Here is a 20,412-nt window from a genome sequence, read left to right as displayed (position 1 = left end):
TCAGCCCCCCGGGCGGCTGATGTAGAAGCTGGCGGTGTTGCCGACGGCGTTGGCGCCGACGACGGCAGTGCGGCCGGAGGCGACCGTGGCGCTGGTCGTGGCGGTGACATTGCCGCTGTTGGTCTGGTTGTTGGTGATGTTGACGTCGCCGCCGCACTGGGAACAGGCGTAGCCCGTCACCGCATTGCCGACCGCGTCGGCCCCGACATAGGCGTCATAGCCGTTGACGCCGACATAGGCAGCGTTGGCCTCGACCCCGCCGGAGTTCAGTTGGGTGTTGTCCAGCTTCAGATAGATGTCGTTGTTGCCGGCGACGGTCTCGTTGGCGACGCTGCGGGTGCCCTGCACCGTCTGGCCCTGAAGATTGGTCTGGACGCGGGCGTCGGCGCGAACGCGGCCGGCGTTGGTCTGGTCCGTCGCGATCAGCATGGAGCCGCCGGCGTTGGCCGTGATGGCCTGGTTGGCGCCGGCGTTAGCGCCGACCGTCAGGTCCCAGGCGTTGTCGACATAGACGTCGGTGCGGGCCTCGGTCGTCGAAGGGCCGTTGGACTGGCGGATGGCCAGGTCCTGGTGCGAGGCGCCGGTCGTGTTGGTCTGGACCGCATTGGCGATGGCCTGGGACGAGAAGGTGGCGGGCGCGGGGATGTACTGAACGTCGGCGACGGTCTCGGCGAAGACGGTGGTCTGGGCCGTCTGGTCGATCACGCCCGTCAGGGAGGAGGAGGGACCGCCCATGGCGACGGTGTTGGCGACGGCCGTGCTGGTCGCGAAGCCGCCCTGCAACACGCGCCCGCCCGGCGCCTGGACATAGGTTCCGGCCTGGACGCGGTCGCCGGTCGCGGACTGGGTTGCATCGACGGCGAAGGTCGCGCCGTTGGTGGTGACGCCCAGGTAGTTGCCGCGCGCGGTGGTTTCGACGCTGAGCTGACCGTCGGCCTCGCCGTTCACGACGACGTTGCTGGTCGCCACGGCGGAGCCGGTCATCGTCTGGCGCGAGACCAGACCGGCGGAGGCGGCCGTCACCCCGCCCGCGAGCGAATTGCCCTGGGCGCTGGTGCTGACGGTCACCTGATCGACGGACAGGTCGATGTCCACCAGGCCGGTGACGTCGCCGGACTGGGTCTGGGTGCTGGAACAGGCTTCACCGGCTTGCGGATCGCAGGCCGGCGTCTGTTGCGCGCTCGCTTCAGTGGCGAGTGCGGCGAACGTCGCCGTCGCGGCCATCATGCCAGCGAGACGGATCGGCGCGTGTCTGGCCATTGTTGGTGTCCTGAGTGGGGTAGGCCGGATAATAGCCGCCGGTCGGACCGACGGTGGAATCGCCGAGCGGATCGTTGGCGGGGTTGAGGCAGATTTCGGGGCCGGGCGCGCCATAGAGGTTGGCCATGAACTCGACCGTGGCCCGTTCGACCAGGGCGCGGACGGCCAGCTGCGTCGGTTCCATCCCGCCCGTGCCGGCCGAGATGTCGAAGACGTTGCCGTTCAGGAAGTCGAACACGCCGGCCGAAATCTCGCGGCCGATGATCTGCTTCTGATAGGAGACGACATCGACGACTTCGAGCGTGGTCGTCTGGACCAGGCGCAGGTCCATGGCGATGTTCATCACATAGACGCGGTGGTTGACGATGCCCGAACCCGGGCGGTTGCTGTCGACCTCGCCGCCGGCGATGTCGAAGCCGCCGGAGCGGATGTTGTAGTTCACCTCGGTGATGCCGCCGACGACATAGAAGTCCGAGCCGGGCACCTGGCCGGCCAGGATGCGGCGATACTGGGTGTCCTCGGGGCCTTGGGCTTCGGGAGCCTGGTCGCCGATCAGCTTGTTGTTGGCGTAGCGCAGCTCAAGCTCGGACACCGAGGTGTCGTAGCGTTCGACGATGCGGGCGCCGGCCTTGGCCAGGGCCGAGTTGGCCATCAGAGAGGCGCCGCCGGTGATCTGACGGCCGCCGTCCGAAGAGACCGTGCCGGTGTAGTCGCTGATCCGGCCCACGGCCATGCGCGGCGATGGCAGGTTATAGCGACGGGCGTAGTCGGCCAGGCAATAGAGCGCGGCGGAATAGGGGGTGGGGTTGGCCGTGACCGGCGCATTGCCGATCGGCGTCGCATACTGACCCGACGGACCCGCGACCGGGCTGACGCAGCCGGCGAGGAGAAGGGCGACGGCCGACACGGCGGCGGACCCCTTGATGAGATGACGGCGGCTCATGGCAGGTCGATGTTCCCGTTCAGGGCCGTGCCGGCGTTGATGGCGCCGGTGTTGGTCTGGGTCGAGTTGACGATGACGGTGTTGCGGCTGCCCTGGACCACCACGTTCAGCTGATTGCCGATGGCGGTGGAGCCGCCGATGGTCGTGCCGCCGTTGCTGGACGAACCGGCGCCGGCATAGGCCGAGGCGACGCCGCCAGACTGGCTGGAATAGGAGGAGGCGCCTGACTGGATGATGCCGTTGACGATCAGGCGATTGCCGTTGGCGTCGCGGGTATAGCCTGTGGTCGCCGTGCTGGCGGCCGAACGCGCGCCGCCGTAACCCTGCTGGAAGCGCGACGCGCTGCCGGATCCGGTGGACTGGGCCGCAGCCGGCAGGCTCGCCGCAGCGGCGAGAGCCATGACGGCGGTGGATAGAAACAGCCTCTTGGCGGGCATTACAGGGTTCCTCGCGCGCAAACGAACGGCGGATCCCAGGGGAGATCCGCACCCCAACCTGCATTAAGGTTATTAAGAAGCGCTTGATGTGATGAGGGTCACTGAGCATTTGTGCGCGATGTCAGACGCACCCGGTCGATTCGACCCGCAGAACAGCCAGCCCGTCAGAGAACCCGCGTTCAACGTGCCGCTGGTCGTGCTGCTGATCGTACTGTCGATGCCGACGCTGTTCTTCTTCCAGCGCGATCTGCCCGACATGGGCATGAGCATGGCCTTTGCGCCGGTCGATCTGGAGCAGGGACGCTGGGGCGGATTGCTGACGGCCATGCTGCTTCACGGCGGCTGGGCCCATGCCATCATGAATGCGGTCGCGGCGCTGGCGTTCGGAACGCCGGTGGCGCGGCTGTTCGGGGACAAGATCGGGCCGACGGTCTTCCTGCTCTTCTATGTGGCGTGCGGCGTGCTGGCCGCTCTGGGCTATGGGCTGATCCATTGGGGATCGAGCGAGCCGGTGGTCGGGGCGTCGGGCGCGGTGTTCGGCCTGATCGGCGCAGCGACCCGGTTGCTGGGTGGTCAGGGAAAGGTGCTGCCCCTTACCGACCGTCGCGTGGTCTCATCAGCTATCGCCTGGATGGGGATCAATGCGCTGACCGGCCTGATCGGCTATGCCCCCGGTGCGGAAGGTGCGCGCATCGCCTGGGAAGCCCATGCGGTTGGGTTCGTGGTCGGCTTCCTTGCGATCGGGCCGCTGGGCCGGCTGTTCGCCAAGGGCGTCGCGCCTAAATCCACCCGCGGCGTTTGATTCCTGGCGTGTGCTGAGCAATCATCGGTTCCCGAGCGGCCCTGTCGCCATTCCGGCCCTGCGGTCGTCTCTATTTATAGAGAGAAGGAGCCGCGATGTTCGTCGCCGAAATCCTCAAGACCAAGGGAAACGCCGTCTTCTCCATCGCGCCCGACCTGACGGTGACGCAGGCCTGCGGGGAGCTGGAGCAGAAAAGAGTCGGGGCGTTGGTCGTCTGTGACGGCGACAATGTCGTCGGCGTCTTTTCCGAACGGGACGTGGTCAAGGCGTTGGCGGCCGATGGCGCCGGGGCGCTGGATCGTCCGGTCGCCGACTATATGACCGCCAGGGTGATCTTCGCCGAACCGGGCGAGGAGATGTCGGCATTGATGACCCGCATGACCGATCGGCGCATCCGACATCTGCCGGTGATGCAGGACACACGGTTAGTCGGCGTCATCTCCATCGGCGACGTGGTGAAATGCCAGATCGCAGAGCATGCCCAGGAGGCGGCGAGTTTGCGGACCTACATCGCAGGCTGATGCTGCTGGTTCATGATCATCGATCATGACTCTTTGAGAAACTTTCCCCGAACTGTCAGAATCTGGTTGCGGACAAAAGTGGGTCTACGTATAGAGCCGCCTCGCTCGGAAACGGGCCGGCCGACGGGGTCGCGGGGGTCTTGATCCTCACGGTTTCACGGAAGGAGGGGTTGAAAAACTTCTTGCTTTCATCGGTTGGTTTCACTAGGTTCCGCGCTCCAATCGAATCGCCGACGGGTTTTTAGAGGTAAGCCTCGCTTTCCTCCGGTGGTTTCTTGCGGTCTGAAGGGTTCGCCTTTCTCTCCAAAAGATCTCTGAAAAGAGCGGTTGACATGAGGTTCGGCGGTCTTTAAATCCCCGCCTCCGCCGACGACACGGCGCTAAACAAGTCGGGCCGCTGATGCGGTTTAGGTCTTTGACATTGTTGATTTGGAAAGAGAAACGCAGGCGGCGGTGTTCTTGCGATGATCCTAGAAGGTCATCATACGACACTGACTATCTGCGGTCTTTTTGAAAAGATACCATGCGTCGGTCTTCGGATCGATGAATGGGAACTCGTCAATAAAATACGTAGAACTAATGCCAAGACGTCCTTCGGGATGTTCTTAAGCTTAGGTCAGAAGTCAACTCAACCTGAGAGTTTGATCCTGGCTCAGAGCGAACGCTGGCGGCAGGCCTAACACATGCAAGTCGAACGAACTCTTCGGAGTTAGTGGCGGACGGGTGAGTAACACGTGGGAACGTGCCTTTTGGTTCGGAATAACTCAGGGAAACTTGTGCTAATACCGAATGTGCCCTTCGGGGGAAAGATTTATCGCCATTAGAGCGGCCCGCGTCTGATTAGCTAGTTGGTGAGGTAAAGGCTCACCAAGGCGACGATCAGTAGCTGGTCTGAGAGGATGATCAGCCACATTGGGACTGAGACACGGCCCAAACTCCTACGGGAGGCAGCAGTGGGGAATCTTGCGCAATGGGCGAAAGCCTGACGCAGCCATGCCGCGTGAATGATGAAGGTCTTAGGATTGTAAAATTCTTTCACCGGGGACGATAATGACGGTACCCGGAGAAGAAGCCCCGGCTAACTTCGTGCCAGCAGCCGCGGTAATACGAAGGGGGCTAGCGTTGCTCGGAATTACTGGGCGTAAAGGGAGCGTAGGCGGACATTTAAGTCAGGGGTGAAATCCCGGGGCTCAACCTCGGAATTGCCTTTGATACTGGGTGTCTTGAGTATGAGAGAGGTATGTGGAACTCCGAGTGTAGAGGTGAAATTCGTAGATATTCGGAAGAACACCAGTGGCGAAGGCGACATACTGGCTCATTACTGACGCTGAGGCTCGAAAGCGTGGGGAGCAAACAGGATTAGATACCCTGGTAGTCCACGCCGTAAACGATGATTGCTAGTTGTCGGGATGCATGCATTTCGGTGACGCAGCTAACGCATTAAGCAATCCGCCTGGGGAGTACGGTCGCAAGATTAAAACTCAAAGGAATTGACGGGGGCCCGCACAAGCGGTGGAGCATGTGGTTTAATTCGAAGCAACGCGCAGAACCTTACCACCTTTTGACATGCCTGGACCGCCAGAGAGATCTGGCTTTCTCTTCGGAGACTAGGACACAGGTGCTGCATGGCTGTCGTCAGCTCGTGTCGTGAGATGTTGGGTTAAGTCCCGCAACGAGCGCAACCCTCGCCATTAGTTGCCATCATTTAGTTGGGAACTCTAATGGGACTGCCGGTGCTAAGCCGGAGGAAGGTGGGGATGACGTCAAGTCCTCATGGCCCTTACAGGGTGGGCTACACACGTGCTACAATGGCGACTACAGAGGGTTAATCCTTAAAAGTCGTCTCAGTTCGGATTGTCCTCTGCAACTCGAGGGCATGAAGTTGGAATCGCTAGTAATCGCGGATCAGCATGCCGCGGTGAATACGTTCCCGGGCCTTGTACACACCGCCCGTCACACCATGGGAGTTGGTTCTACCCGAAGGCGCTGCGCTGACCGCAAGGGGGCAGGCGACCACGGTAGGGTCAGCGACTGGGGTGAAGTCGTAACAAGGTAGCCGTAGGGGAACCTGCGGCTGGATCACCTCCTTTCTAAGGATGCTTCTCCAGGCCGTCTCTCACGAGGCTGTCTATTGAGGCTCCAATAGCGAAGCGCTTCACAGCGCCGAGCACAAACGGCGGAACGCCGCCGTCTCCGTTTCTCTTTCCACTTTCGTCATCGACGCATCGACCATTCGGGTCGTTGTATTGGTGACGCGATCGCGAGCCTGGGTCGCCATTTTCACTTGAAGAATGGGCCCGGCTGTCGCTGCCATAGGCCCGTAGCTCAGGTGGTTAGAGCGTACGCCTGATAAGCGTAAGGTCGGCAGTTCGAGTCTGCCCGGGCCTACCAGGACTTCTGGTTCGCCGGGGTTCTCAGCCTCAAGACGGCATCGCCGACAGCTCTCCTGGGCTTCGCACTATTCCTGTTGGAATGGGGCCATAGCTCAGTTGGTAGAGCGCCTGCTTTGCAAGCAGGATGTCGTCGGTTCGACTCCGTCTGGCTCCACCAGGATCTTGTGATCGCATTCAAGTTTGCCGTCGGCCTCAGGGTTGGCGTGCATTGAAATCGTAAAGGAAGAACGCAACCGGCTCCCCTGAGCTTTTAGGTTATGTTCGAGAAGAAGACATTGTCTGACAAATATCAGGCTTGGTCCCCCGGCAACTTTCCAGTCGGGCGGAATAAACCAAGCATGAGTTTTGCTGAGAAACGATCAAACGTTGAAGGGCTTCTGACGGATGCCTTGGCGTAGAGAGGCGATGAAGGACGTGGCAAGCTGCGATAAGAACCGGGGAGGCGCTAGCACCCTTTGATCCGGTTATTTCCGAATGGGGAAACCCACCTTTACAGTCTTCCAACTTCGTTCTGACTTCGGTCAGGGCGGCGATTGGCGGATTGTTAAAAGGTATAATGAACTGAATACATAGGTTCATTAAGCGAACCCGGGGAACTGAAACATCTCAGTACCCGGAGGAAAGGACATCAACCGAGACTCCCGTAGTAGTGGCGAGCGAACCGGGACCAGGCCAGTGCTCTTGTGAAATAAAGACGAACGATCTGGAAAGGTCGGCCATAGTGGGTGAAAGCCCCGTAGTCATCAAATAGCAAGAGACTCGAGTAGGGCGGGACACGTGAAATCCTGTCTGAACATGGGGGGACCACCCTCCAAGCCTAAGTACTCCTCTACGACCGATAGTGAACAAGTACCGTGAGGGAAAGGTGAAAAGCACCCCGACAAGGGGAGTGAAACAGATCCTGAAATCGGAAGCCTACAAGCAGTCGGAGCCCCCAAGCGGGGTGACGGCGTACCTTTTGTATAATGGGTCAGCGACTTCATGTGTCGAGCAAGCTTAAGCCGTTAGGTGTAGGCGCAGCGAAAGCGAGTCTGAATAGGGCGCTAAGTTCGACGTATGACGACCCGAAACCAGGTGATCTATCCATGAGCAGGTTGAAGGTTGGGTAACACCAACTGGAGGACCGAACCCGTGAATGTTGAAAAATTCTGGGATGACTTGTGGATAGGGGTGAAAGGCCAATCAAACCTGGACATAGCTGGTTCTCCGCGAAATCTATTTAGGTAGAGCGTCCGACGAATTCCTTGGGGGGTAGAGCACTGGATGGTTGCGGGCTGCGCGAGCGGTACCAATACTAACCAAACTCCGAATACCCAAGAGAACTATCGGGCAGACACACGGCGGGTGCTAACGTCCGTCGTGAAAAGGGAAACAACCCTAACCATCATCTAAGGCCCCCAAGTCACGGCTAAGTGGGAAACGATGTGGGATTGCTTTGACAATCAGGAGGTTGGCTTAGAAGCAGCCATCCTTTAAAGAAAGCGTAACAGCTCACTGATCAAGCGATCCTGCGCGGAAAATGTAACGGGGCTCAAGCCGTGCGCCGAAGATATGGGTTTGCAGTTTACTGCAAGCGGTAGCGGAGCGTTCCGTAGGCCGGTGAAGGTCAGGCGTGAGCCTGGCTGGAGGTATCGGAAGTGAGAATGCTGACATGAGTAACGATAGGAGTGTGAGAGACACTCCCGCCGAAAGACCAAGGGTTCCTGCGTAAAGCTAATCTGCGCAGGGTTAGTCGGCCCCTAAGGCGAGGCTGAAAAGCGTAGTCGATGGGAAGCAGGTAAATATTCCTGCACCAGCTGGAAGTGACGGATGGCTTAACTCGTACCCACTTATTGGATTGTGTGTGCGGGGGCGTTGTCCCAGGAAATAACTCCAGCAGAGACCGTACCCGAAACCGACACAGGTGGTCAGGTAGAGCATACCAAGGCGTTTGAGAGAACTATGCTGAAGGAACTCGGCAAATTGCACGCGTAACTTCGGAATAAGCGTGACTCACCCTGGGCAACCAGGACTGAGTGGCACAAGCCAGGGGGTAGCGACTGTTTAGCAAAAACACAGGGCTCTGCGAAGCAGCAATGCGACGTATAGGGTCTGACGCCTGCCCGGTGCCTGAAGGTTAAAGGGAGTTGTGAAAGCGACGAACTGAAGCCCAGGTAAACGGCGGCCGTAACTATAACGGTCCTAAGGTAGCGAAATTCCTTGTCGGGTAAGTTCCGACCTGCACGAATGGCGTAACGACTTCCCCACTGTCTCCAGCATAGGCTCAGTGAAATTGAATTCCCCGTGAAGATGCGGGGTTCCCGCGGTCAGACGGAAAGACCCTATGAACCTTTACTATAGCTTCGCCTTGGCGTTAGCGACCGTATGTGTAGGATAGGTGGGAGGCTATGAAACCGGGGCGCCAGCTCTGGTGGAGTCGTCCTTGAAATACCACCCTTACTGTCGTTGACGTCTAACCGAGGGCCGTTATCCGGTCCCGGGACATGGCGTGGTGGGTAGTTTGACTGGGGCGGTCGCCTCCTAAAGTGTAACGGAGGCGCGCGATGGTGGGCTCAGACCGGTCGGAAATCGGTCGTCGAGTGCAATGGCATAAGCCCGCCTGACTGCGAGACTGACAAGTCGAGCAGAGACGAAAGTCGGCCATAGTGATCCGGTGGTCCCGAGTGGAAGGGCCATCGCTCAACGGATAAAAGGTACTCTAGGGATAACAGGCTGATTTTGCCCAAGAGTCCATATCGACGGCAAAGTTTGGCACCTCGATGTCGGCTCATCACATCCTGGGGCTGGAGCAGGTCCCAAGGGTATGGCTGTTCGCCATTTAAAGTGGTACGTGAGCTGGGTTCAGAACGTCGTGAGACAGTTTGGTCCCTATCTGCCGTGGGTGTTCGAAGCTTGAGAGGATCTGTCCCTAGTACGAGAGGACCGGGATGGACATACCTCTGGTGTACCTGTCATGGCGCCAGCTGTGCAGCAGGGTAGCTAAGTATGGAATAGATAACCGCTGAAAGCATCTAAGCGGGAAACTAACCTCAAAACAAGGCTTCGCTGAGGATCGTGGAAGACTACCACGTTGATAGGCCAGGTGTGGAAGTGGGGCGACCCATGAAGCTTACTGGTACTAATAATCCGATCGGTTTGATCGTTTCTCAGCAAAACTCATTCGATGGTTGCTCCTTGACCGAAGCAATCTCAGACAATGTCTTCTTCTCCTGACCTCAAGTAGCGCGAATGCGCGATAGGTCAGGATTCATGTGTGCTTGGTTGACCTGGTGGCTATGTCGGAGGTTCCCCACCCGATCCCATTCCGAACTCGGTCGTTAAGCCCTCCAGAGCCAATGGTACTTCGTCTCAAGGCGCGGGAGAGTAGGTCGCCGCCGGGTCTACCAAGCACACATGATTTACGCGCTAACGGCCTTCGGCCTACTTGAGCGCGCTTCTCGAACCGTTCTTCCTTCACGACACTACCGCTTGCCGCGGGATGGAGCAGCCCGGTAGCTCGTCAGGCTCATAACCTGAAGGTCGTAGGTTCAAATCCTACTCCCGCACCCAAGAATACCTCACATTCCGGCGTGAGACTCTGATCTGAAGAACCCCACGCGCTATCGCCGTGGGGTTTTCTGCGTCATGGGCGCTCCCCAAGCCAACAGGACTCCGTTTGAGCCCTCATCCGAAGGCGGGCCTTGACCGAGGCATGCCATCGCTGTGGGCTCTGGAAAAGATGCCGCTGTGGCCGGCAAAAGCCTTACGATGTCATTTTGGAGGGCCTGCCGCCCAAACCGAAAGAGCGATTACAGCCAGTCGTATAATGCCCTTCCTTGACGGTATAGTCCCACCTGTAGCAAGGAAAACTAATCGCTAGGGTTGAAACGCCGTCATCCAACCGGTCCAATAAGGTCCAGTTTCATAAACCCACAGGCGATACTTTGACTCGCTTGCACATACGTTTCGGCCATAATCTTGGCAGCCATCGTTGCGTGGATGTTCTGCCCGGAAGATTGTTTCCGACACCCAATCGTAGGCTACGGATTTAGATGCCGCCGCTCTGCTTGACCACAAAGGCTATGAGCGCAATGCACACGATTGCAGCGACGCCGATCGCGAGCGCGATAAGGCGAAATGCACCCTTGGTCGGCTTGTCCGGCCCGTCTTCGTAGCCGATGGGCGTTTTTCGCGGTTCTTTTTCGGTCATGGAGCTCACAACGCGCCAGCCGTCGGAAAGTCTGTGGTGTCTCGATAATAACGAGGTCGTCGCCTTCGACGCGGCAACTGCACGGTGGGTCGACGTGGCCCCTTATGCCCGCGTGACCGCGGATTTGAACGATACCCAGTCGGGTCGGTGCGCAGTTTAGGCTTCTATTCGGATTAAGCTCATTGGCGCCGTTGATGATCGGGACGTCGAACGTATCGGCGATACAGCTTCCCGCTGTTCAACTTGGGCGACGCACTGACCTGGGCGGGGATCTTCGTCCGTCTGGGGTTCGCGTTCGGGACGGAGATCGAGCAGGTCTTTGGACATCTGCCCGTCCACATTCAACTGACGGCGGTCGTCGCCGTTGCGGTCGCGCTGTTGGTCGGTTCTGGCTTTGGCGAAGGGTCAGACGCAGCCGGATTGTCAAAGTCGTTTATGTGTTCAGAAGCCCGGTGGGCGGGGAGAGCCGCCCACCGGAGCCTGGGTTGCGATCAGAAGCGATAGGCGACGCCGACGCGTAGATTTCGGCCGGGAAGCGGGGCTATGTCCTTGAGGAAGGACACGTGTTCGCGGGCCTCTTCGTCGGTCAGGTTCCGCGCCTCGGCGAATAGGGTGACGTTCTGCTGGCTGAAAGGCCGCACCGCCACGGAGGCGTTGACCAGGGTGTAGTCGTCGGTCGGCAGTTCGAAGGCGTTGGCGACGCGGTCCTGTTCGCCGACGTGACGAACCTCGCCGCTGACGTCGAACTTGGTCGAGGTCCAGGCCAGGCGGCCGGTGACGGAATAGGGCGGGATGCGCGCGGCGGGACCGAAGTCCGTCTGGGCGCGGACATAGTCGGCGGCGCCTTCCAGCGACAGTTTGCTATCGCCGTCCTGCCACAGGGCATAGGCGCCCTCCAGCTCGAACCCGTAGAATTTCGCGTCGGTCTGGACGAAGCGATAGACGGGGAAGGTCTCGTTCTCCTCCTCGAAGAGGAACTCTTCGCCTGTCGGCCGCTCGTCGATGAAGCCGTCGTACCACGAGTGATAGACGTGCAGATCGCCGGTGAAGCGGCCGCGATCATAGTGGGCGGTGCCCTCCAGCGTCGTGACCTTTTCCGAGTTCAGATTCAGGTCGCCGGTCTCATAGGCCGCCGTGGCGATGTGGACGCCGTCGGCGAACAGTTCGACCTCGCTGGGAGCGCGTTCGTTGTGGGCCAGGCTGAGACCCAGGAACAGACCGGTCGCCGGGCGGATGAAGGCGGCGGCCGAGGCTGACCAGTTGTCGAACTCGCGGTTCACCTCGCTGGTCCCGCCTATGGGCGTGGCGCTCAGTTCGCGCCGGTCATAGCGCAGGCCGCCCTCGAAGCCGTGGTTGCCCCGGTCCAGTCGCTGGACCGTGTAAATCCCCAGCTCGTCGATCTTGACGGTCGGGACGAAGGCTTCCTCGCCGATGGCCTCGAAGTTGCGCGACAGGGTCTGGACGCCGACGGCGCCGTTCCAGCCGTCGCGTTCACGCTGGATCAGATCCGCGCGGCCTTCCCAACCGTCCGAGTTGAAGATGGTGCCGGGCTCGCCCACAGCCTCGAACTCGGTGTGGGTGTAGTCAGCGTGACCGTAGGAGCCGCGAACGGCGGCGAAGGGGCCGGCGTCGAACCGGTATTCGCCGCGCGCGTCCCAGCGCTTCTGGTTCAGTTTGATGAAGACGGATTCTTCCGCGACCGTGCCGTATTCGCTGTCGGTGTTCTTGTAGGACACGCCGGCGAAGCCCTTGTCGCCGATGTAGGACCCGCCGACGCCCCAGGCTTCCAAGTCGCTATAGCTGTTGGGCTGGCTGCCGCCGTCGCCGCGGGCGATGCCTTCGGCGGCGGCGCGCCGGGCGGAAATGGCCGGGGCCGGAATGTCGTAGTCGTCGCTCTTGCGCTTCACGCCGTCGACGTTAAAGGCGAAATGGCCGCTGCCGACCGTGACGCGGCCGAAGGCGCTGCGGCCGTCATCGACGCTGGAAGCCTGGGTCGAGACGACGCCGGCAATGCCGCCTTCGGGGATTTCGGTCGGGATGCGGTTGTCCAGAACATTGACCACGCCGCCGATGGCGGATCCGCCATAGACCAGGGTTGCGGGGCCCCGGATGATCTCGATGCGGTTGGCCTCGGCCGGGTCGGTCGCGACCGCGTGGTCGGGCGACACCGAACTGGCGTCGATCAGGCCGATGCCGTTGGTCAGCACTTGGACGCGCGGACCGCTGAGGCCGCGAATGACGGGGCGGCTGGCCCCCGGCGCGAAGTCGGTGGAGCGGATGCCGGGCCGGCCGTTCAGCAGGTCGCCCAGCGACGTGGCAGGTGCGGTGGCCAGAGCCTGTTCGTCAACCACGTCCGTCGCGATCACCGAGGCCCGCTGGCTGATGCCGTAGGGTGCGCCCGTGACGATGATGTCGCCCAATTCGGCAGGGGTGGTGTTCGTCGACTGGGCTGCGGCGGCGCCCGCCAGGACGGTGGAACCGACGGCCGCGAGAAGGAGCGAACGCGAAACGGAAGAGGGACGCATGACAGTGACCTTCGCGGAGTGAAGTCGCTGTGTTATGAGATAACATCACGAAAGGTCAATAGGCCGCAGGCGAACGCTCTTTGATCGCCGCTCGCCTGTGACGCAGGCGAAACAGTTCTGGCGCGCCAATCGTCGTCTTGGTGAGCGACTGACTTGCGATGCGGTCATGGAAAAAAGATGGCGCGCCGCCCTAGACGAAGACGAGAACTATTCAGCATTGGTCGAGATAACCGGCTGATATCCGGGAAGCGCTACAAGCGGAAGTTGGCATCGGTACGTCACGCAGACGTTCCGCTCACCCGATGAGTCGAGGTTCGCCAGCCGCAAACGGCCAAACGTTCTATCTCCGGGAAAGAAGGGCCTAGCCGGTCATACGCCGCTGATTGAGCAGTCCATAATGGCGGTAAAGGCGGTCGCCACGCGCCGATCACGAAGCGGTGCGTTGTTGTCGTGTTTCTTCTAGCGCGGGACTCTACCGGCATGGATCAGAGGCCGCCGAGAGGTTCTCTATTCGTTTATTTCCAGCCCCGCCCACAATCAAAGGTGGCGCTTTCAAATGGTCGCGATAGAAGGCTTTGGGGGAGAATCTTTATCATGGCCAAGACCAAACCCACGTTTGCCTTCGAAGATACCTCGCCTTTCGACGCGAACTTGGCTGTCTTCGCCGCCTATCTCGCTGGGCTCGACGCCGATCTTGCAAAAGCGGCGACCCCCTTGCTTTCTGGCCTGTCGGAGAGTCCGGTGAACCGGGAGGAGGCTCTAGACATCCTTATGGCAGCGCTGCTTGCAGCCGAGGCCAAGGCGGCGGCGTCGAAAGCACCAAACCCACTTGCGGAAGACGCGTCGCCCTTCGCGTCTGAGGCCTGGGGCGAGAAACCCGCGGCTCCGCCGACATCTGTTCCCGCGCAGATCGGCTGGTTTCTCGAGCAGCTCGAAATCGAGGGATTTCGTGGCGTCAACAACGAGGGCGCGCCGCTCGTCCTGAAGTTCAAGCCGGATGCGGTAAGTTCGATCTCAGCCCCAAACGGTGTGGGCAAGAGCTCGATCTTCGACGCTCTGACCTTCGCTTTGCGAAGGTCCATCCCGAAGCTCGACAATTTGGCCGCGATCGAAAGGGGGCGAGACTACTATCTCAACCGGTTCCACACCGGCGGCGTCGGCACAATTGCCCTCACTGTCAAGCCGACGGATGGATCGCCATCGACTAAGGTCACTGTCACTCTGAACGCTGCTGGCGCGAGAAGCGTCAGCGCCACCAACGGAGTTGACGGTGAAGCCCTGTTGGCGGAGCTCCACCGCGAGTTTGTGCTACTCGACGGCGCGACCTTCCAGCGGTTCATCGACGACACTTCGCTGTCGCGCGGCCGCAACTTCGCTGGCCTGCTGGGCCTGTCCCGCTACTCGACGCTGCGTGGCGCGCTGGACACCCTAGCCAATACCCGATCGTTCAACAATCACTTCGACCGGTCAGCCACTCTCGCTCGTCGGGATGCCGCCGCCAAAGCGATCCGTGACCTGGCTCCCCGCATCGCCGCCGACTACGAGATCCTGATGAAGACGCCGCTGGAGCCGACGGCGCCGCAGGCGGAAATCGAATCCATCTGCCACGGCGCACTCCAGAGCATTCCCGCCCTCGCACAGCACTGCGAGGGAAAGGCCTTCAATGAGATCGATCTCGACGCCTGCATCCACACGATTGTCTCGGAAGAGGGAGGCGAGAAAAAAACTCGACATGGCGAGCTGGTCCGCAAGCGGTCCGAGCTTAATATGGCCGCCGCGAAGGGTCCCTCGGACGAAGATGTAGTCGCCTTGGCGGACATAGTTACCCGGCGGGACGCAGCTGTGGCCCTGACCTCGGGCGATCTGCTGAACGAGCTCTACCGAGTCACCGAGAAGGTGCTGACCAGCGGGTCATGGACCACCCCGAACATCTGCCCGGCCTGCGAACGGACCGGCGACGGCTCGGTCATTGATCTGGTCCAAGCCCGCATCGCTGACTACGAAAAGGTCGACGAGGAAACCAAGGCAGCCGTAACCGCTTGGACAGCGAACGGCTGGCTTGACCTGGACCCGTTATTCGCCGCCCATCTCGACGAGACAGACGCCGCGCAAGCCAAGGCGTTGGGCACCCGGGGCGCCAAGGGTGAGCTTTCCGCCGCCGAGTTTGCAGCCCTGTCGGGGCTTCGGCTTTCGCTCGCGAAACGGCTCAAGACTCTTATCGAAGAGACCCAAACAGAGGCGGAGGAGCTGGCCAAGGTGCTGCCGCCGTCCCTTGTCGCGGCCACCACTGCGGTCGAGACCGCCCGACGCCTCCAGACGGCTTGGCGAGACGCAGTCCAACAGGAGAAGATCAGGGCCGCCGCCGACGCGCAGGAAATCCGGATTGCACGGCTCAAGACCTTCGTGGACGGTGCAAATACCGCCTTCGCCGTCGCCGAGAGCGCCATGGCCACTGAACGGCTTGAGAAGGTCCTGCCGGTCTGTCGCAACCTGTTCAAGGCGATCATGGGCCAGTCCGTCGTGCCTGCGCTGGCCAAACGCGCGGGAACAGAGGAGCTGGCGATCAGTCTCTCCGCCTTCTGGTCATTGCAGGATGTCTCGGCCCAAGCTCTTCTCTCTGAAAGCTTCCGAAACGGCTTCGCCGTATCTGTCTACTTGGCCGCCGCCTCTCTTTATGGTGGTGCCCCCAAATTCATGATTCTCGACGACGTGACCTCCAGCCTGGACGCGGGACACCAGCTCAATCTTGTCGACGTCATCCGCCTTCAGTTCGCCCGCCCTCGCGTGGCCGATGGCCCACAGATCATTCTCCTCAGCCATGACACGATGCTGGAGAAATTGTTCAACGCACATAACGGCAGCACCGAATGGCAGCACCAGCGCCTCGAGGGCACCCCTCAGATGGCGGTGCTTCCTCAGTCCGGCGCCATCAACAAGGTCCGGGACGGAACTAACGACCTTCTCAACCAAGGGCGCGCGGCGGACGCGGCACCATTCATCCGGCAGTATCTCGAATATCAACTCGGCAACATCATCATCCGCTGCAAAATCCCAGTGCCGTTCGACGTGGCCTTCAACGACGACCAGAAGATGGTCGGACGCCTCCTCGCCGCGATTCAGGAGGCCGTCAAACTCCACAAGAAGGCCGGCGATCTCGTGCTCGACGCGGCGCAGGAAACCGCGCTGGAGCAGCGCGGGATGACGATTTCAAGCAACTTTATTTCACATTGGGCGACAGGCAGCACCAGCGCATATTCAGCGGTCGCCCTTCAGACCGTGATGTCGGCGATTGAAGCGTTGGAGGATTGCTTCATGCACCAACCTGATCCGACCCAACCCAAAGTCTTCTATCGATCACTGTCGCACAAGTAGAGGCCAGTCTGAGGGTCGGGGAAGATCGCCTCAGTGCGCTAAAGTCGATATCGCGAATCGCCTCAAACCTGATCTGCCAACGACGTTCACGAAGGCTGGCACCCCGAGGGCTGGCTTCGAGCCCAAAGCGGTCGTCGTATCGAGACGCCCGGCCCCTGAGCGAGGCTTGTCGGAGGTGCGCACCGTGGACGGACCCGAGAACTACTTCGCCCTGGTCTCTATGGTTGGCTGACCATCAGACCCGGGCGCTAGTTGAAGTACTGCGATGACCTACCGAACTCCAAGGCATCTTGGAACTCCGGCCAGTTGATGACCAGCCCAACGCCTGGTCTGTACCCGCCCACAATTCCAAGCCCACGCAGCAACGCTAGCTCCGCCTGGAATGGTTTCCGAGCGGCGCCGCCTCGCGGCGAGACTTTTCGGATGACTCGCAGACGGTTCGCCATCTCGCTCTCCACCCATTGCAGATAGGCCGCTATATCGAACCGAAGGCGACCTCGAGCCTCGTCGGTGAACGCAAATGCGTCAGCGCCGAACCGCTCCTCGGACAGCCGGTAGATGTAGTGCAGGAATGCCCCCAGCCCACCATCTCGAAGGACTGCGCTCATGAAAAGCGCTCTTGGCAAGCCTGTGTTTGGCTCGCCTGTTCGTTCGCAAGCGTCGACGAAGCGATAGCCTTCGTCGGTCAATCTACCTTCCCCATCCACAAAGCCCAAATGCTCGGCACCGGAATCGATGTCCTCACGGTATGAGTGGGCGCGATTGTGATAATTCTCCACGACCCGATCAAAGGCTGCTGCTTCAGTTGCGGTGCCAGCATTGAGCCGAGCGGCAGCGACGTTCTTTACAGAATCCCGCCTTCCGGCGAAAAACATTTTCATGCCGCCGCCATCGGATCGGATGATATTAAGCGGAGTGGCGTTCGCGGTGTAGACACCGTTTTCCAAAATCCAAGGCTCTCTGACGCCCGGATGCAGTACATAAGTAAACCAGAAATGTCGCCAAGCCCTATCGGACATCCCATCCCGAGGGGCGTTGCTCAAATATAGAACTGGGTCGGCTCCCGGTCTCACCCTCTGTACGGCCGCCAACAGTGCAGGAGAGAAGACCGGGGCTTCGGCTGGCAGGCCGCCACCGCCAAGCAGCTTTACGGCCTGAAGGTATTTGAAGAAAGCATCAGGGTCAGTGCTCCCTTCGCGAACATGGGCCCACTGCGTCTCAGTTGCGCTGGGTGCTATGGGTGCCGCGATCGGAGCAGCAGCATCAACCTGAAAGGCGCGACCCAGTATCAGCTTATCTGCGAATGGTGACGGACGGGACATATCTGGGGGGCGGTAGCTGTAAACACCAATTGCAGATGTCCGGCTCGTGAGGTCCAAGACGTCCTTGACGTATGCACCGACCCCATCGAGGCCCGAATAGGTTTCCGGGACCACAATGACGGAACCCGCATAGCCCTTACGCAGATACGCATGCGCTTGGCCGATTGCGGTCAGCACTCCGTGTAATCCCTCGTTAGGCCGTTTGAATTCGACCGCGACACTGTATCGCCGTGGTCGGGCGCCAGTGATTCCTAGCTCAATCACACCGTCGGCATGCGGCCAAAGATTTCGCCCTTCTCGAGCGGCGTACGCGCTGAGATCGGCTCGGCCCGGCGCGTTCTGGAAACAGTTCTCTGGCGACGCCAGCAGCTGACTGGCGACTTCGGCAGCTGCGTAGGATGCCTCGAGATCATGGCTCATGCGACGGCCATACGAGAAGCGTCTTCTTGTTCCGGTAGGTCAGGTCCATCGCGTTCGACCAAGGCGTAATATGCTGACGCTGGCACCCGACCCGGATACCACCCGTTGACCTCAGCTTTCCGAATATTGTTGCCAATGATCTCTGCCAGAAGCGGAGGGAAGGCGTTCCCAACCTGAATGCACTGCTCTTGACGCGGGCCAAGGAACTCGATGTCATCTGGGAACGTCTGAATCCGCGCGGCCTCTCGAACCGTAAGCGCCCGATTAAGCCATGGATGTATGGGGAGAGCATTGTGGCCCGGCACCATCGTCAAGGCAGGTCGATCACGATGCAGCCGCTTAAAAACGTGAGAGTAATTTTTCACGGCATTTGTTCGATAGCCAGATTTCAGATGTTCAGGGAGCGCATCGACATCAAGCTTTCCGCCCTCTGGAATATAGCTGTAGCGCTCGACGAGAAGCGGTTTGTGGTTCATCGCCACGTGACTTGTGTGACGGGTGTGTGATTTGGGCGACGCAAGGTCGGTGATGACTTCACCAACTGTCCGGTATGCATCCTGCCATTCTTTTGGAGCGGCAAAGAATTTTCGCTTGGGCCACGGGATTATATGGCCTGTGCGGTTGCCAATGATCAGCAGCCGCCGACGTAGCTGGGGGACGCCGTAGTCGGCAGCGTTAAGCACCCTTGCCTCAGTATTCGGATAGCCGATCTGCTGAAGCTCGCGAAGAAGAACCTTTAGAAATTCGCCGTCGTCCAACGTGGTAAGGCCTGGCACATTCTCCATAACGAACCAGCGTGGCTGTGTGCGGCGAACGAACTCAACGAAGGCGAAGACCAGCTTGTTTCGGTCGTCTGTATGCGGGGAATAGCCACGCGTGTTTACAAAGCGGCGGCGTCCAAAAACACTAAACCCTTGGCATGGCGGCCCCCCGACAACCAATCCTAGATCCTGCCCCTCAAACCCTGCAGCCAGCTTGGCCAGTCTCTCTGGATCGCCAAGATCGGCTTCCTCAAACGGAACGTCTGGATGGTTGTGCCGGTGGCTGGCGGCCGCGTGTTTGTTGATATCGACGCCCAAAAGCGGTGCCCATCCGGAATGTTCGAGGCCGATGGTAAACCCACCCACGCCGCTGAACAGATCGACAAAACCCTCTGACGTCAGGCGAGGGCGTGAAACAGACTTCGGCTTGGACGGGGTAGTCACGTTGTGTGCTCGGGGGAGGTGGGTGGGCTTCCTGGCCGCATGAGCCAAGACGGATTTGGCAACTGCCTCTGCCATCTTCGGCGGGACGGCGTTGCCGACAAGAATGCATTGGCTGCGCCTGTCGCCGGCGAAAAGGTGGGTGTCCGGAAAAGTTTGAAGTCGAGCAGCCTCGCGCGGCGTTAGGCTTCGATGAAGCGTAGGATGGACCGGGAACGCGTTGTTGCCCGGAACCATCGTCAAAGACGGTCGCATGCGGTGAAGCCGCTTATAGGTGTTGCCGAAATTGCTTCGGCGGATCTCAGGCGGAAGTTCTTCGGGCGGGGGTAAGCGCCCACCCTCGGGGATCAACCTATATCGAGCGATGACGCGCTCCGAATGATCCAGAGCAATGTGGTTTGGGATCTCATCTCCCTTTGTCACGAGATCTCGAATCGCATCCCAAGTCGTGGCGTAAGGCAAGGCGGTGCCGGGTCCATGCGTCGCGATCGGGAACTCGAATGGTGCGTCGTGGCGGGTGCCAAAGAAGATCACCCGCTTCCGAAACTGGGGGACGCCGTAATCGGCGGCATCAAGAATGGCCCAGTGCATCCGATAGCCAGCTGCCTCGAAGGTCCGAAGGATCATGTCTCGGAACTTCCCATCGTAGAGCGTGACTAGGGATTTCACGTTCTCAATCACGACGAATTTGGGCTGCAACTCCTCGACCAAGTGCGCGTAGGTAGCGAAAAGTGCGTTTCTCGGGTCAGACGATAGTTTGTCACCAAGCGTGGAGAAGCCTTGGCACGGAGGGCCGCCAACTATGATGTCTGGGCGCCTCCCTCCGGCTGCTTTTAACAGATAGTCCGCAGTCAACTTACGGATATCGCCTAAAATGAAGGGGGTGCCAGGATGATTTTTAAGATGCGTTGCTTCAGCGGCGGGCGCGATATCTGATGCAAGCGTCAGCTCGAAGCCAGCGGCCTCGAAACCGAGATGCATCCCACCCCCGCCTGCGAAGAAGGCGAACATCGTAGGATTCTTCGA

The 20,412-nt window shown here is 60.0% G+C and carries 10 protein-coding genes, 3 tRNA genes and 3 rRNA genes; 9 read left to right on the top strand and 7 right to left on the bottom strand.

All coding sequences use genetic code 11. The annotated features are described in order from the left end of the window. The 3 genes from hfaD to hfaA are packed head-to-tail and all read right to left on the bottom strand — an operon-like array spanning position 1 to position 2,640. A complete protein-coding gene (gene hfaD / locus ACP693_RS16380; RefSeq protein WP_426019665.1) occupies positions 1-1,260 on the bottom strand; it encodes a holdfast anchor protein HfaD in 1,260 nt (419 codons plus the stop codon). Further along, positions 1,187-2,203 (bottom strand): holdfast anchoring protein HfaB, encoded by a 1,017-nt coding sequence (hfaB, locus tag ACP693_RS16375; protein ID WP_425984855.1) that lies wholly within the window; start codon positions 2,201-2,203, stop codon positions 1,187-1,189. Before hfaB ends, hfaD begins: the two co-directional genes overlap by 74 nt. Next, positions 2,200-2,640 carry a holdfast anchoring protein HfaA gene (gene hfaA, locus ACP693_RS16370; protein ID WP_426019663.1) on the bottom strand — a complete coding sequence of 147 codons (441 nt, stop codon included), beginning with the start codon at positions 2,638-2,640 and terminating at the stop codon, positions 2,200-2,202. The genes hfaB and hfaA overlap by 4 nt, the downstream gene beginning before the upstream one ends. Positions 2,641-2,758: 118 nt before the next feature. On the opposite strand from hfaA, the gene ACP693_RS16365 reads away from it, so the two are divergent. The 8 genes from ACP693_RS16365 to ACP693_RS16330 all read left to right on the top strand — a co-directional run bounded on the left by ACP693_RS16365 (position 2,759) and on the right by ACP693_RS16330 (position 9,905). Next, the gene (locus ACP693_RS16365) at positions 2,759-3,442 is read left to right on the top strand and encodes a rhomboid family intramembrane serine protease (protein ID WP_426019661.1); all 684 of its coding nucleotides are present in this window, start codon (positions 2,759-2,761) and stop codon (positions 3,440-3,442) included. Between the two features lie 95 nt (positions 3,443-3,537). After that, on the top strand, positions 3,538-3,963 hold the full coding sequence (locus ACP693_RS16360) for a CBS domain-containing protein (RefSeq protein ID WP_426019660.1): 426 nt from the start codon (positions 3,538-3,540) through the stop codon (positions 3,961-3,963). A 629-nt stretch (positions 3,964-4,592) separates the two neighbouring features. Then, positions 4,593-6,053: ribosomal RNA gene (locus ACP693_RS16355) — 16S ribosomal RNA — on the top strand. Positions 6,054-6,277: 224 nt separating this feature from the next. Next, positions 6,278-6,354: transfer RNA gene (locus ACP693_RS16350), tRNA-Ile, on the top strand. Between the two features lie 83 nt (positions 6,355-6,437). Next, positions 6,438-6,513, top strand: a tRNA-Ala gene (locus ACP693_RS16345). A gap of 200 nt (positions 6,514-6,713) precedes the next feature. Beyond that, positions 6,714-9,499, top strand: a 23S ribosomal RNA gene (locus ACP693_RS16340). Between the two features lie 122 nt (positions 9,500-9,621). Then, positions 9,622-9,736 (top strand): 5S ribosomal RNA (rrf, locus tag ACP693_RS16335). Together the 16S, 23S and 5S rRNA genes with 3 tRNA genes alongside form the textbook arrangement of a ribosomal RNA operon. A gap of 92 nt (positions 9,737-9,828) precedes the next feature. After that, positions 9,829-9,905 (top strand) — tRNA-Met (locus tag ACP693_RS16330). A 478-nt stretch (positions 9,906-10,383) separates the two neighbouring features. Here ACP693_RS16330 and ACP693_RS16325 read toward each other — a convergent pair. Next, the gene (locus ACP693_RS16325; protein WP_426020728.1) at positions 10,384-10,545 is read right to left on the bottom strand and encodes a hypothetical protein; all 162 of its coding nucleotides are present in this window, start codon (positions 10,543-10,545) and stop codon (positions 10,384-10,386) included. A 491-nt stretch (positions 10,546-11,036) separates the two neighbouring features. Beyond that, the gene (locus tag ACP693_RS16320; RefSeq protein ID WP_426020726.1) at positions 11,037-13,070 is read right to left on the bottom strand and encodes a TonB-dependent receptor; all 2,034 of its coding nucleotides are present in this window, start codon (positions 13,068-13,070) and stop codon (positions 11,037-11,039) included. A 594-nt stretch (positions 13,071-13,664) separates the two neighbouring features. Between ACP693_RS16320 and ACP693_RS16315 the strand changes: the two genes are divergently transcribed. Beyond that, positions 13,665-16,442 carry an AAA family ATPase gene (locus ACP693_RS16315; protein WP_426020725.1) on the top strand — a complete coding sequence of 926 codons (2,778 nt, stop codon included), beginning with the start codon at positions 13,665-13,667 and terminating at the stop codon, positions 16,440-16,442. Between the two features lie 248 nt (positions 16,443-16,690). Here ACP693_RS16315 and ACP693_RS16310 read toward each other — a convergent pair whose 3' ends face one another. Together ACP693_RS16310 and ACP693_RS16305 are read right to left on the bottom strand one after the other, a co-directional pair. Then, positions 16,691-17,941, bottom strand: a complete 1,251-nt coding sequence (locus tag ACP693_RS16310) for a hypothetical protein (protein WP_426020723.1) — start codon at positions 17,939-17,941, stop codon at positions 16,691-16,693. A 239-nt stretch (positions 17,942-18,180) separates the two neighbouring features. Beyond that, positions 18,181-20,397: a DNA cytosine methyltransferase gene (locus tag ACP693_RS16305; RefSeq protein ID WP_426020722.1), complete on the bottom strand. Its 2,217-nt coding sequence runs from the start codon at positions 20,395-20,397 to the stop codon at positions 18,181-18,183. Between the last annotated feature and the right edge of the window lie 15 nt (positions 20,398-20,412).

Source organism: Brevundimonas sp. TWP1-3 (assembly GCF_049896085.1).
Taxonomy (GTDB): domain Bacteria; phylum Pseudomonadota; class Alphaproteobacteria; order Caulobacterales; family Caulobacteraceae; genus Brevundimonas.
The sequence above is the reverse complement of the archived record's forward strand: the minus strand, read 5'-3'. Positions and strand labels throughout refer to the sequence as shown.

Coding starts and splice junctions, on each gene's coding strand:
- hfaD (WP_426019665.1), bottom strand. CDS start 1,260: ATGGCCAGACACGCGCCGATCCGTCTCGCTGGCATGATGGCCGCGACG.
- hfaB (WP_425984855.1), bottom strand. CDS start 2,203: ATGAGCCGCCGTCATCTCATCAAGGGGTCCGCCGCCGTGTCGGCCGTC.
- hfaA (WP_426019663.1), bottom strand. CDS start 2,640: ATGCCCGCCAAGAGGCTGTTTCTATCCACCGCCGTCATGGCTCTCGCC.
- ACP693_RS16365 (WP_426019661.1), top strand. CDS start 2,759: ATGTCAGACGCACCCGGTCGATTCGACCCGCAGAACAGCCAGCCCGTC.
- ACP693_RS16360 (WP_426019660.1), top strand. CDS start 3,538: ATGTTCGTCGCCGAAATCCTCAAGACCAAGGGAAACGCCGTCTTCTCC.
- ACP693_RS16325 (WP_426020728.1), bottom strand. CDS start 10,545: ATGACCGAAAAAGAACCGCGAAAAACGCCCATCGGCTACGAAGACGGG.
- ACP693_RS16320 (WP_426020726.1), bottom strand. CDS start 13,070: ATGCGTCCCTCTTCCGTTTCGCGTTCGCTCCTTCTCGCGGCCGTCGGT.
- ACP693_RS16315 (WP_426020725.1), top strand. CDS start 13,665: ATGGCCAAGACCAAACCCACGTTTGCCTTCGAAGATACCTCGCCTTTC.
- ACP693_RS16305 (WP_426020722.1), bottom strand. CDS start 20,397: ATGTTCGCCTTCTTCGCAGGCGGGGGTGGGATGCATCTCGGTTTCGAG.